8 protein-coding genes and 3 pseudogenes are annotated in these 12,831 nt (G+C 71.6%); 5 read left to right on the top strand and 6 right to left on the bottom strand.

The annotated features are described in order from the left end of the window. Window positions 1-86 precede the first annotated feature (86 nt). The 3 genes and pseudogenes from pucD to E6W39_RS07845 all read right to left on the bottom strand — a co-directional run bounded on the left by pucD (window position 87) and on the right by E6W39_RS07845 (window position 3,809). Window positions 87-2,446 (bottom strand): annotated as a pseudogene (gene pucD / locus E6W39_RS07855) (xanthine dehydrogenase subunit D). Next, window positions 2,443-2,922 (bottom strand): (2Fe-2S)-binding protein, encoded by a 480-nt coding sequence (locus tag E6W39_RS07850; protein ID WP_141632901.1) that lies wholly within the window; start codon window positions 2,920-2,922, stop codon window positions 2,443-2,445. The pseudogene pucD and the gene E6W39_RS07850 overlap by 4 nt, the downstream one beginning before the upstream one ends. Then, on the bottom strand, window positions 2,919-3,809 hold the full coding sequence (locus E6W39_RS07845) for an FAD binding domain-containing protein (RefSeq protein WP_141632900.1): 891 nt from the start codon (window positions 3,807-3,809) through the stop codon (window positions 2,919-2,921). The genes E6W39_RS07850 and E6W39_RS07845 overlap by 4 nt, the downstream gene beginning before the upstream one ends. A gap of 373 nt (window positions 3,810-4,182) precedes the next feature. Here E6W39_RS07845 and E6W39_RS07840 point away from each other — a divergent pair, with 373 nt between their 5' ends. Continuing rightward, window positions 4,183-5,772 (top strand): PucR family transcriptional regulator, encoded by a 1,590-nt coding sequence (locus tag E6W39_RS07840; protein ID WP_141632899.1) that lies wholly within the window; start codon window positions 4,183-4,185, stop codon window positions 5,770-5,772. A gap of 108 nt (window positions 5,773-5,880) precedes the next feature. Here E6W39_RS07840 and E6W39_RS07835 read toward each other — a convergent pair whose 3' ends face one another. Then, window positions 5,881-6,969, bottom strand: a complete 1,089-nt coding sequence (locus E6W39_RS07835) for an alpha/beta hydrolase (RefSeq protein ID WP_228718018.1) — start codon at window positions 6,967-6,969, stop codon at window positions 5,881-5,883. Window positions 6,970-7,310: 341 nt separating this feature from the next. Here E6W39_RS07835 and E6W39_RS07830 point away from each other — a divergent pair, with 341 nt between their 5' ends. Beyond that, on the top strand, window positions 7,311-8,417 hold the full coding sequence (locus tag E6W39_RS07830; RefSeq protein ID WP_141637605.1) for an ROK family glucokinase: 1,107 nt from the start codon (window positions 7,311-7,313) through the stop codon (window positions 8,415-8,417). A gap of 39 nt (window positions 8,418-8,456) precedes the next feature. Here E6W39_RS07830 and E6W39_RS07825 read toward each other — a convergent pair whose 3' ends face one another. Then, entirely contained in the window at window positions 8,457-8,999 is a 543-nt protein-coding gene (locus tag E6W39_RS07825; RefSeq protein ID WP_141632897.1) for a phosphoribosyltransferase family protein, read from the bottom strand. A gap of 256 nt (window positions 9,000-9,255) precedes the next feature. On the opposite strand from E6W39_RS07825, the pseudogene ctaD reads away from it, so the two are divergent. Both ctaD and ctaF read left to right on the top strand, forming a co-directional pair. After that, a pseudogene (ctaD, locus tag E6W39_RS07820) lies at window positions 9,256-10,928 on the top strand (aa3-type cytochrome oxidase subunit I). After that, a pseudogene (ctaF, locus tag E6W39_RS07815) lies at window positions 10,856-11,316 on the top strand (aa3-type cytochrome oxidase subunit IV). Before ctaD ends, ctaF begins: the two co-directional pseudogenes overlap by 73 nt. A gap of 14 nt (window positions 11,317-11,330) precedes the next feature. Here the strand turns inward: ctaF and E6W39_RS07810 are convergent. Next, the gene (locus E6W39_RS07810; RefSeq protein WP_181799150.1) at window positions 11,331-11,822 is read right to left on the bottom strand and encodes a GNAT family N-acetyltransferase; all 492 of its coding nucleotides are present in this window, start codon (window positions 11,820-11,822) and stop codon (window positions 11,331-11,333) included. A gap of 76 nt (window positions 11,823-11,898) precedes the next feature. Between E6W39_RS07810 and E6W39_RS07805 the strand changes: the two genes are divergently transcribed. Continuing rightward, on the top strand, window positions 11,899-12,789 hold the full coding sequence (locus tag E6W39_RS07805; protein ID WP_141632896.1) for a bifunctional helix-turn-helix transcriptional regulator/GNAT family N-acetyltransferase: 891 nt from the start codon (window positions 11,899-11,901) through the stop codon (window positions 12,787-12,789). The last annotated feature ends 42 nt before the right edge of the window (window positions 12,790-12,831 follow it).

Here is a 12,831-nt window from a genome sequence, read left to right as displayed (position 1 = left end):
CGCTGGTCAGTGAAGCAGGAAGCCACGGTCGTGTCGCCACGTGCGGTACGGGCCAGAATCTCCGGCCTTCGGGCCCGGGGAGCGCGTCAAAGCGTCCCGGTGAGGTGCTCGGGACGGACCGGGATGCGGTTCAGGGCGATCCCGGTCGCCTGGCGGATCGCGGCGACGATCGAGGGGGTTGCGGAGACGGTGGGCGCCTCGCCGACCCCGCGCAGCCCGTACGGGGCGTTGGGGTCAGGCAGTTCGAGGATCTCCACCGGGATCGGCGGGGTGTCCAGGATGGTGGGGATCAGGTAGTCGGTGAACGAGGCGTTGCGCACCTTGCCGTCCCTGACGATGATCTCCTCCATCACCGCCAGGCCGAGCGCCTGGGTGCAGCCGCCCTGGATCTGGCCGACCACCGAGAGCGGGTTGAGCGCCTTGCCGACGTCCTGGACCGCCGTCAGCTCCACCACCTTGACCAGGCCCAGTTCCACATCCACGTCCACCACCGCGCGGTTGGCGCAGAAGCTGTACTGCACGTGGCCGAAACCCTGGCCGGTCTCCGGGTCGAACGCCTCGGTGGGGCGGTGGTGGTGCTCGCGGGTCAGCTCGATCGCCTCGTCACCGAGCAACTCCACCATGGGGACCAGCACTCCGGCGGACTTCGAGACCACCTTGCCGTCAGCCAGCTCGATGTCGTGCTGCGTCCAGCCGTACCGCCGGCGGCCCTTGGCGATCAGCTCCTGCCTGACCGCCTCGGCGGCCAGCTTGACCGCGCCGCCGGTCATGTAGGTCTGGCGGGAGGCGGAGGTCGAACCCGCCGAGCCGACCTCGGTGTTGGCCGGGTGGATGGTCACCTGCTCGACGCCCAGCTCGGTGCGGACGATCTGGGCGTGCACCGTGATGCCGCCCTGCCCCACCTCGGCCATCGCGGTGTGCACCATGGCCACCGGCTCGCCGCCGATCACCTCCAGGCGCACCCGGGCGGTGGAGTAGTCGTCGAAGCCCTCGGAGAAGCCGACGTTCTTGATGCCCACCGAGTAGCCGACGCCGCGCACGATGCCCTCGCCGTGCGAGGTGTTGGAGCACGCGCCGGGCAGCAGGCGGATGTCCAGGTCGGCCAGGTCCAGCGGCGGCGGCAGCGGCATGTCCTTGACCCGCTGCAGCAGTTCGGCGACCGGGGCCGGCGAGTCGATCCGCTGCCCGGTCGGCATCAGGTCGCCCTCCGTCATGGCGTTGAGCTGGCGCAGCACCACCGGATCCATGTCGAGTGCCGCGGCCAGCTTGTCCATCTGGCTCTCGTAGGCGAACGCCGCCTGCACCGCGCCGAAGCCGCGCATCGCCCCGCAGGACGGGTTGTTGCTGTACAGCGCGAGCGCGTGCATCCGCACGTTGGGGATCACGTACGGTCCGTTGCCCAGCGAGGCCGCGTTGCCCACCACGGCCGGGGACGCGGACGCGTAGGCGCCGCCGTCCAGCACGATCCGGGCGTCGGAGAAGACCAATTTGCCGTCCCGGGTGGCGCCGTGCTCGTAGGTCAGGCGCGCCGGGTGGCGGTGCACATGGCCGAAGAAGGACTCGTCCCGGGCGTAGACGATCTTCACCGGCTTGCCGGTGCGCAGCGCCAGCAGGCAGGCGTGGATCTGCATCGAGAGGTCCTCGCGGCCGCCGAACGCCCCGCCGACCCCGGCCAGGGTGAGCCGCACCTTCTCCTCGGGCAGGCCCAGCACCGGGGCGATCTGCTGCCGGTCCACATGCAGCCACTGGGTGGCCACATAGAGGTCGACGCCGCCGTCCTCGGCCGGCACCGCGAGACCGGACTCCGGGCCCAGGAAGGCCTGGTCCTGCATGCCGACCTCGTACTCGCCCCTGACGACGACATCCGCCATCGCCCGCACCTCGTCGGTCACGCCCAGACCGTGGACCAGCCTCTGCTGGTGGCAGATGTTGCCGTAGGCGTGCGACTTGTACTCGTGCGGCTCATGGACGTAGCCGTGGACCTCCGGGTGCAGGCACTGCTCCTCGGTGACGATCGGGGGAGCACCTCGTACTCGACCTCGATCCTGCCCACCGCGCGGCGGGCGGTCTCCGGATGGTCGGCCGCCACGATGGCGATCGCCTCGCCGTGGTAGCGGACCTTGTCGATCGCCAGCGCCGGCTGGTCCGCGATCTCCAGGCCGTAGAACTTGGCGCCGGGGATGTCCTCATGGGTCAGCACCGCGTAGACGCCCGGCAGCTTGAGCGCCTGCGAGACGTCCACCGAGAGGATGTTCGCCCGGGGATGCGGCGAGCGCAGCGCCATGCCCCAGAGCATGTCCTCGTGCCACAGGTCGGAGGAGTAGGCGAACTCGCCCTTCACCTTCAAGGTGCCGTCCGGGCGCAGCGGGGAGCCGCCGATGCCGTCCTTGGACGCCTGGTTGAGCTTCCGCAGGTTCTTCTGCTCCTGGATCGTGCGATCGCTCATTTGACGGCCGCCTTCCGGGCCGAGGCCAGCCGCACCGCGTCCATGATCTTCTCGTAGCCGGTGCAGCGGCACAGGTTGCCGCTCAGCGCCTCCCGGATGTCGGTGTCGCTCGGCTGCGGGTCGCGGGCCAGCAGCGCGTCGGTCTGCACCAGCAGCCCCGGCGTGCAGAAACCGCACTGCACCGCGCCGGCGTCGATGAACGCCTGCTGGACCAGGCCCACTTCACCGCTCGCCGGATCGGCCAGGCCCTCCACAGTGCGCACCTCGCGGCCCTGCACCTGCCCGGCCGCGACCAGGCACGAGCAGACCGGCACCCCGTCCAGGTAGACCGTGCAGGAACCGCATTCGCCCTGCTCGCAGGCGTTCTTGGAGCCCGGCAGGCCGACCCGCTCGCGCAGCACGTAGAGCAGGCTCTCGCCCTCCCACACGTCGTCCGCTTCAACGGGTCTGCCGTTGGCGGTGAAAGTGACCCTCATGCCGCGCTCCTGATCTGCTTGCCGTAGTCGTTCCAACACCAGGTGAGGGTGCGCCGGGCCATCACCGCCAGAGTGTGCCGCCGGTAGTCGGCGGTGCCGCGCACGTCGTCGATCGGCGAGGCGGCCGCCCGGACCAGCTCGCCGAACCGCTGGACCACCTCGCCGCCGAGCACCTCGCCCGACTCCCACAGGCCGCGCTCGGCGAGCACACCCTCCAGGTACCGCTCCGCCTCGAGGGCCCGGCGCGGCGTCGGGGCCGCCGAGCCGATCCCGGCGCCCACCGTGCGGCTCCTCGGGTGCAGTGCCAGGCCGAACGCGGCCACCGCGATCACCATGGCGTTGCGGGTGCCGATCTTGGAGAACTGCTGCGGGCCGTCCGCGACCGGGATGTGCACCCGGCGGATCAGCTCGTCCGGCTCCAGCGCGTTGCGCTTCACCCCGAGGAAGAAGTCGTCGATCGGGATCAGCCGGGTGCCGCGCGCCCGCGAGGCCGCCTCGACGAAGACCTCGCGGCCGGCCGCCAGCAGCGCCGGGTGCGAGTCACCGGCGGGGGAGGCGGCGCCCAGGTTGCCGCCGACCGTGCCGCGGTTGCGGATCTGCGGCGAACCGACCGTGTGCGCCGCCAGCGCCAGGCCCGGCAGCGGGCCGGACAGCTCCTCGATGATCCGCGCGTACGGCACCGCGGCGCCGAGCCTGACGACCTCGTCCTCGATCGACCACTCGGCCAGCTCGGTGATCCGGTTCAGGTCGAGCAGCGCCGCCGGCCGGTGCACGTCGAAGTTGATCTCGACCATGACGTCGGTGCCGCCCGAGATCGGCAGCGCGGTCGGACACTCGGCCTTGGCGGCGAGTGCCTCGTCCCAACTGGCGGGCCGCAGGAACTCCATGCGGGTGTCTCCTCACCTCGGTCACCGCGGCGTGTCCGGCGGCGTACGGCCAGTGAACCGCCGTCCGGAGCCGGCGAGGCAGTCACCGATGGCATGAAGCCCGTGCGCCGCCGCCAGCCGGGATCCTGTACGTTCCTCTAAGAGGGCCCCGAGGGCGCCGCTGAGCACGGCGAACGCCCTGCGAGCACCGACGCCCCGGCCGTCCCTATCGACCGTAATCCGGTGACGACGTCCGAAGCGACGGCGCCGCGCACCGGCCCGCAGCGAAGACCCGCGGCATCGGGCACACTGTCCTCCCGTCGTCCACCCGTCCCGTCCCGACCCACCCGGTCACCCACCTGGTCACCCACCGTTCAGACGAAGGAGTCAGCGGATGCGCGTCCGTGACCTGCTCACCCCCGGCGCACCACGGCTGCGCCTGCTGGCCGCCGAGGAGGAGCTCGACCGGCAGGTCACCGGGGTGATGACCACGGACCTACAGGACCCCAGCCGCTATCTGCACGGCGGCGAGCTGGTCATCACCGGCATGCTCTGGCGCACCGCACCGGTGGACTCCGAGCGCTTCGTGCGCACCCTGGTGGCCGGCGGGGCGGTGGCGCTGGCGGCCGGTGCGGCCGAGGTCGGCCCGATCCCCGACGACCTGATCGAGGCCTGCCGCCGGCACCGGATGCCGCTGCTGGCCGTCCCCGACGACATGGCCTTCGCCACCCTCACCGAGTACGTCGGCCGCCAGGTCTCCGCCGACCGTGCCGCCGACCTGGCCGCACTGGTCGACCGGCACCGCCAGCTGGTCTCCGCGGCCGGCGGCGGCGGACTGGACGCCGTCCTGCAGCTGCTCGGCGGCGACCTCGACCTGGACTGCTGGGTGCTCAGCCCGACCGGCCGGGTGATCGCCGGGCCGGCCGAGCACCTCGGCGCCGCCGACCGCGACCAGCTGGTCCGCGCCCACCTGGCCGCCCAGCGGCAGCGCCGCCGCCCGCCGCACCGGGCCCAGTCGGCCACCGGCACCTACTCGCTGCTGCCCGCCCCCGCCGACCCCGAGGCGCCGGCTCCGCTCGCCGACTGGCTGCTGGCCGTCGCCGGCGACATCACCGAATGGACCGCCAAGCGCCAGCAGCTGGCCGAGAACCTGGCCGGGCTGGTCGCCGCCGAACGCACCCGCCGCGACGAGGACCGCCGGCTGCGCCGCCGCCTCGCCGACGAGATCCTGGCACTGCTGCAACGCGACGCCGACCCGGCTGAGACCAGCCGCACCCTGCACGCCTCCGCCGTGATGGCCGGATACCCGAGCTCCGCAGCCAACTCGCCCACACCCGAGGAGACTTGGCTGGTCCTCAGCGCCGAGGGAGTGGGCCTGCCGGAAGGCGCGGTGCGAGCGGTCCTGGAGGAGGCGCTCACCGACACCGCCGACCGCGCGCTGGTCGCGGGCAACGGCACCGGCGCCGTGGTGGTGCTGCCCGCGCCCGAGGAGCCCGTACCGGCCGACGCGCTGCGCGACCTGCTGGCCCCGCTGGAGGCCGGGCTCGGCTCGGCCGGCCGGATCACCGTCGGCGTCTCCGCCCCCGCCCAGGCGGCCGGCGCCCTGCGCGGCGCCCTGGAGGAGGCCCGGCACGCCCGCCGGATCGCCGCCTCCCGGGTCGGCCGGGTCTGCGTGGCCGGCCCCGAGGCGCTCGCCTCCCACGTACTGCTGCTGGCCGCCGTGCCCGACGAGGTGCGGCGCGCGTTCCGCAGCCGGCTGCTCGACAAGGTGATCGGCTACGACCTTGAGCACCAGGCCGACCTGGTCCGCACCCTGGAGGCCTTCCTGCGCTCCGACGGCTCCTGGACCCGCTGCGCCGCCCAACTGCACGTGCACGTCAACACCCTGCGGTACCGGATCGGCCGGATCGAGGAGCTGACCGGCCGTGACCTGTCGCGGCTGGAGGACCGGGTGGACTTCTACCTGGCGCTGGAGCTGGCCTGACGAACCCTGTGCGCAGGACGGCGCCCGGCGGATCCGATGATCCGCCGGGCGCCGTTTCGCTGACAGGTCAGCCGTGTCTGCCGTCAGGTCAGCCGCTCTGCTGTCAGGTCAGCGCGGAGCCGGGATGATGCCGCTCAGCCACTCGAAGATGCCGGGGATCATCGGGCGCCACAGCGACGGGGTGTGCGAACCGGGCGTCAGCTGCACGGTCACCGAGGTGGGCGACTTGGCGGCGGCGGCCAGCGCCTGACCGTCCTCGTAGCCGTCGCCCTTGCCGCCGCTCTGGTAGAGCGCGACGTGCGGCGGGGTGGTGGCGTGCTCCAGGATGTAGAGGGGGTTGGAGGTCTGCCGCAGCGGGTCCTTGGCGGTCAGCGACAGCTCCTCGGAGTGCGGGTCGTTGTAGCCGGAGAGGCTTATCCCGGCGCGGAAGCGGTCCGGGTGCAGCAGCGCCATCCGGTCCGCGCAGTGCGCACCGGCCGAGTACCCCAGGATCGCCCAGCCGTCCGCCGAGGTCTCGGCCCGGAAGTTGTCCATGATCATCTGCGGCACGTCACGGGAGAGCCAGGTGTCCGCGTTGACCTTGCCCGGCACATCGGCGCAGCCGGTGTCCACGGTGGTGCTGATCAGCTGGGTGCGCGGCGAGATCAGGATGAACGGCGTCACCTTGCCGGACTGCATCAGCGGCTTCAGCTGCTCGGTGACCTTCAGCGAGCCGAACCAGGCCTTCGAGGACCCCGGGAAGCCCGGCAGCATCTCGACCACCGGGAACTTCTTGTCCTTGTACGCCGGGTCGTTGTACTGCGGCGGCAGCCACACGTTGACCTCGGCGGTCACCCCGGACAGCTGACCCTTCAGATCGGTGGTCTGCACGTCCTTCGGCACCAGCGGGTCGTCCACGGCCTTGAACTGCTGCAGCGCCTTCGCCGGCTTGGCGTCGCTGCCCGACCCCGGCCCGCCCTTCTGACCGGCCGCGGCGTCGGCCGGCGGGGCGGGCACCGCCTGCACGTGCTCGTCCGAACCGAGCAGGTCGCTCCAGCTGCCGTAGATCATGTTGGCGTTGTTCACCATCACGAAGACCATGGTCACGGCCGTCGCCTGGCAGAACAGGATCATGATCAGCCGGGCCAGGAACTGCACCGGCTTGGGGCCGCCGACCCGCCCCCAGAGCAGCATCGCCAGCAGGATGGAGACCGGCACCAGGATGATCGTAAGGATCAGGAAGGGCTGACCTGTCAGTTGCATCTATGTATCTCGTATCCGGGATTCCTAATCGCCCGGACCCCCATGGCCGGTGCGCACTCACTTATACGGGGACGCGGTGAACGCATGATCGGTTACCTCAAACCCGAGAGGAACCTGAGAGAAAGATCACGTGTACTTGAATGTCCCCGTTGTGACCGTCACTAGTTTGACACCTGTCCGGGGGCTCCTCGTGCACCGGAGGGTCCCATCTTCAGGATTCGATCAGCGGCTTCCCATCTGACGGGGCGTATCGTCTCCGCGTGAACCAGTCCTCCGCCCGTGGTGGCCAACCCGTCCTGCCCGCCCTCCTCGGTCTCGGACAGCGCGGCCTCGGCCAGCGGGCCGGCCGGCCGCACCAGACCGACGACTACCGCGACCGGCGCCGCCGCACCCTGCCCGCCGGGGTGCTCCGGCTGCCCACCATCGGGATCGACATCGGCGGCACCAAGGTCGTCGCCGGGGTGGTGAGCGGCGAGGGCACCATCGTCGAGCAGCTGCGCGCGGACACCCCGGACAAGAGCAAGAGCCCCAAGGTGGTCGAGGACGTCATCGTCGAACTGGTCCTGGAGCTCGCCGACCGGCACGACGTGCACGCGGTCGGCATCGGCGCGGCCGGCTGGGTCGACTCCGACCGCTCCCGGGTGCTGTTCGCCCCGCACCTCAACTGGCGGGACGAACCGCTGCGCGAGGCCCTCAGCGACCGGCTGAAGTTCCCGGTGGTCGTCGAGAACGACGCCAATGCCGCCGCCTGGGCCGAGTGGCGGTTCGGCGCCGGGCGGGACGAGGACCTGCTGGTGATGATCACCCTGGGCACCGGGATCGGCGGCGCGCTGGTCCGCCAGGGCCGGGTGGACCGGGGGCGGTTCGGCCTGGCGGGGGAGTTCGGCCACATGCAGGTGGTGCCCGGCGGGCACCGCTGCCCGTGCGGCAACCGGGGCTGCTGGGAGCAGTACTCCTCCGGCAACGCCCTGGTCCGCGAGGCCCGCGAGCTGGCCGCCGCCGAGTCGCCGGTGGCGCAGCCGCTGCTGGCCCGGGTCGGCGGCGACGTCACCGCGATCACCGGGCCGCTGGTCACCGAGGCCGCCCGGGCCGGCGACCCGATGGCCGTGGAGCTGCTGCACGACATCGGCAGCTGGCTGGGCGTGGGCCTGGCCAACCTCGCGGCTGCCCTGGACCCCGGCCGGTTCGTGATCGGCGGCGGCGTCTCGGCGGCCGGCGACCTGCTGCTCGGGCCCGCCCAGGACGCGTTCCGCCGCACCCTCACCGGCCGCGGCTTCCGCCCCGAGGCGCAGATCGTGCCGGCTGCTCTGGGCAACGAGGCCGGCCTGATCGGCGCCGCCGACCTCGCCCGGGCGGTGGCCCGCCGGTTCCGCACCGTCAAGCGGTCACGGGCGGAGCGGTAGCTCCGTCAACTCCCCAGCACTTGTTGGCAGTTCGTCGGCTCAGGCATGGAGGGCAGCCGGCAGTTCGTCGGCCCGCAGCAGCCCGTGGATCGGGCCCAGCGCGGGCCGCCGGCGCCCCGTCAACTGGTCGACGATCACCGCGCAACCGGCCCAGCCCGCCCCGCACTCCAGCACCAACTCGCGCACCGCGGCCGCCTGGCTGCCGGTCTCGATCCAGTCGTCCACCAGCAGCACCCGGTCCCGCTCGCCAAGCGCCGCCCGCTGCAGCCGCAGGGTGTGCCGCAGCCCGCGGTAGTCCCGGTCGGTCTCCCGGATGAGCTTCTCACCCGGGAACAGCCCGGCCGCCTTGCGCACCGGTACGAACCCCACGCCCAACTGCACGGCCACCGCCGCGCCCAGCAGGAAGCCGCGCGACTCCAGCCCGACCACCGCCGTCACGCCCGCGCGCCGGAACGGCTCCGCCAGCCCGCGCACCACGGCCGCCAGCGCCGCCCCGTCCCGGAAGACCGCCCAGACGTCGGCATGCCCGCCGTCCCAGCGGAAGTGTTCCAGCACCGCCTCTCGTGCGTTGATCTGCTTCATGTCCCGAGTCTCCCGATCGCCCTGACGGTGCATCAAGCGCTTTACCGGCGGCGCGGCGCGCGCGTGGCGGGCCGCCGAGGCGGTTGCATGGCCGGGTCGGTTGCATGGCCAGGTGGTTCGCGTGGCCGGGTCGGTTGCATGGCCTGGTGGTTCGCGTGGCCGGGTCGGTTGCATGGCCTGGTGGTTCGCGTGGCCGGGTCGGTTGCATGGCCTGGTGGTTCGCGTGGCTCGGTGCGGGAGAGGCGAGGGAGACCGGATGGCTCAGCTGGTGCAGGCTGCTACGGCTGATCCGGTGCGGCGGCGGGTGCGGCGCGGGGAGCGGGTGCTCGGCTGGCTGACCACCACCGACCACAAGGCGATCGGCAACCTCTACCTCACCACCGCCTTCGGGTTCTTCCTGTTCGCCGGGATCCTGGCGATGCTGATGCGCGCCGAGCTGGCCCGCCCCGGGCTGCAGTTCTTCACCGCCGAGCAGTACAACCAGCTGTTCACCATCCACGGCACCATCATGATGCTGCTCTTCGCCACCCCCACCTTCGCCGGGTTCGCCAACGCCGTGATGCCGCTGCAGATCGGCTCGCCCGACGTCGCCTTCCCCCGGCTGAACGCCTTCACCTACTGGGTGTTCCTGCTCGGCGGCCTGATGGTGGTCGGCGGCTTCTTCACCAGCAACGGCGCCGCCTCGTTCGGCTGGTTCGCCTACGCGCCGCTCAACGGCCCGGTGCGCAGCCCCGGCACGGGCGCCGACCTGTGGACCATGGGCCTGGTGGTCGCCGGCCTGAGCACCATCCTCGGCGCGGTCAACTTCATCACCACCATCGTCTGCCTGCGCGCCCCGGGATGACCCTCTTCCGGATGTCGATCTTCACCTGGAACGTGCTCTTCACCTCGATCCTGGCGCTGCTCGCCTTCCCCGTGCTCGCCGCCGCGCTGCTCGCCCTGGAGGCCGACCGCCGGTTCGGCACCCATGTCTTCGACCCGGCCAACGGCGGCCCGCTGCTCTGGCAGCACCTGTTCTGGTTCTTCGGGCACCCCGAGGTCTACATCGTCGCGCTGCCGTTCTTCGGCATCATCAGCGAGATCCTGCCGGTCTTCAGCCGCAAGCCGATCTTCGGCTACACCGGCCTGATCGGCGCCACCATCGCGATCACCGCACTGTCGGCCGTGGTCTGGGCGCACCACATGTTCGTCACCGGCCAGGTGCTGCTGCCGTTCTTCTCGCTCACCTCGCTGCTGATCGCGGTGCCGACCGGCGTGAAGTTCTTCAACTGGGTCGGCACCCTGTGGGGCGGATCGCTCTCCTTCGAGACCCCGATGCTGTTCAGCCTGGGATTCCTGACGACGTTCCTGCTCGGCGGTCTGACGGGCGTGCTGCTCGCCGCCCCGCCGATCGACTTCCATGTCAGCGACAGCTTCTTCGTCGTCGCGCACCTGCACTACGTACTCTTCGGCACGGTGGTCTTCGCGACCTTCGGCGGGTTCTACTTCTGGTGGCCCAAGATGACCGGCCGGATGCTCAACGAGCGCCTCGGCAAAGTGCACTTCTGGCTGCTCTACCCGAGCTTCCACACCACCTTCCTGGTGCAGCACTGGCTCGGCGCCGAGGGCATGCCCCGCCGCTACGCCGACTACCTGGCCTCGGACGGCTTCACCACGCTCAACACCATCTCCAGCATCGGGGCGTTCACGCTGGGCCTGTCCACCCTGCCGTTCCTCTACAACGTCTGGCTGACCGGCCGAACCGGTCCCAAGGTGACCGAGGACGACCCCTGGGGCTACGGCCGCTCGCTGGAGTGGGCCACCTCCTGCCCGCCGCCGCGCCACAACTTCCGTGCCATGCCCAGGATCCGCTCCGAATGCCCGGCCTTCGACCTGCACTACCCGGACCACAGCCGCGCTGCCGAAGAGGAACGAGAGGAGACTGCCTGATGAAGGCGGAGGCATGGCTGTTCACGGGGTGGGCCGGCTTCTTCGCCGTCCTCGCCACGGCCTACGGGGTGTTCGCCCACGAGCCCGCAGGGAAGGCCGCGTTGGTGGTGGCGTTCCTGATGTCGTCGCTGGTGGCGGCCTTCTGCTGGGCCCAGCACGCGAAGCGGGGCAGCGGCTCGCCGATGACCCGAATGCCGAAGTCGCAGACGGCGCGGGCCCGTTGGACTTCTTCGCGCCTTCGAGCATCTACCCGCTGTGGACGGCGGTGGGCGCGGCGCTGCTGGCGCTGGGGGTCATCTACGGCTGGTGGCTGACGCTGATCGGGTTCGGGGTGCTGGCACCGGGCGTTACGGGGTTCGTGTTCCAGTACGCGCTGCGGGAGGAGTGAGGGGCGGGGCCGGCTCAGTCGGCCTGGCCGAGGTCCTTGCCGTAGCAGATCTCCACGTACGGACCCGTGCAGTACGCCGGGATCTCGCGGTAGCCGTTGCGCACGTACAGCGAGCGGGCCTCGATCAGGTCGAGGCGGGTGTTGAGCACCATCCGGGAGGCGCCGAGCAGGCGCGCCTCGTGCTCCAGCACCTCCAGCATGAGGCCCGCGCCCTGCTTGCCCCGGAAGGCGGGACGCAGATAGACCCGGGTGAGCTCGGCGCACTCGGCATCCAGCATCAGCACCCCGCCGCAGGCGGCGGCCTCGCCGTCGTAACGGCCCACCACGAACTGCCCGGTGGGCGGGGTGAGCAGCTCCACGCCGTCGTTGGTCAGGCCCTCGTCGATCTCCTGCGAGGTCGCGGGCCGCTGCCAGTAGCGGCTGGCGACCTCGTCGTAGTAGTCGCGGCGCAGGCTGGTCGCAGCCGCGGTGTCGAAGGCTTCGGGGGCCAGGTGCCAGGAGGTCATGGGACTTCTATAGCGGGGGCGCGGTGTGCCTGCCAAATTGCCGGCGCCCTGTCCATCCTCTGACTAAGGTCAGAGGATGGACAGGTTGCAGATCGACCGGGTGCGGCGGTTCAACCGCACCGTCACCGAACGCGTGGGCGTGCTGCACGACCACTACCTGGGCCGCGACCGGCCCATCGGCGAGGCCCGGCTGCTCTGGGAGATCGGCGAACAGGGCCAGGACGTGCGGCGGCTGCGGGACCGCCTCGGGCTCGACTCCGGATACGTCAGCCGGCTGCTGCGCTCCCTGGAGGCCGACGGCCTGGTGACGGTGGAGCCGCAGCCCCAGGACAGGCGGGTGCGCACCGTCCGGCTCACCGGTGCCGGCCGTGTGGAACGCGCTGCGCTCGACGCCCGCAGCGACGAGTTGGCCGGCGCCCTGCTGGGGCCGCTCAACACCGCCCAGCGCGCCCGACTGGTCGCCGCCATGGCCGAGGTCGACCGGCTGCTGACCGCCGCCACCGTCACGCTGGACACCGTCGACCCGGAGCACCCCGACGCCCGGCACTGCCTGCGGGCCTACTACACCGAAATGCAGGAGTGCTTCGAGACCGGCTTCGACCCGGCGCGCAGCCTGCTGCCCGACGCGGGCGAACTCCGGCCGCCGCGCGGCCGGTTCCTGGTCGCCCGGCTGCACGGCGAGCCCGTCGGCTGCGCCGGCCTGAAGCTGCCGCCGGGCGCCCCGGCCGAGATCAAGCGCATGTGGGTCGCGCCCGACGCCCGAGGGCTCGGCCTCGCCAGGCGGTTCCTGGGCGAGTTGGAGGCGCGAGCTGCGCAAGCCGGCTGCACCGTGCTGCGGTTGGACACCAACAAGGCGCTCACGGTGGCGATCGGGCTGTACCACTCGTACGGCTTCCAGGAGGTCGCGGCCTTCAACGACGAGCCGTACGCCCACCATTGGTTCGAGAAGCGGATCGGCGAGCCGTGACGGGAACCGCAACACCCCCGCCTCGGTAGGCGAGGCGGGGTG

It is taken from the genome of Kitasatospora acidiphila (assembly GCF_006636205.1).
Classification (GTDB): domain Bacteria; phylum Actinomycetota; class Actinomycetes; order Streptomycetales; family Streptomycetaceae; genus Kitasatospora; species Kitasatospora acidiphila.
This window is presented reverse-complemented; position numbering and strand designations above follow the sequence as displayed.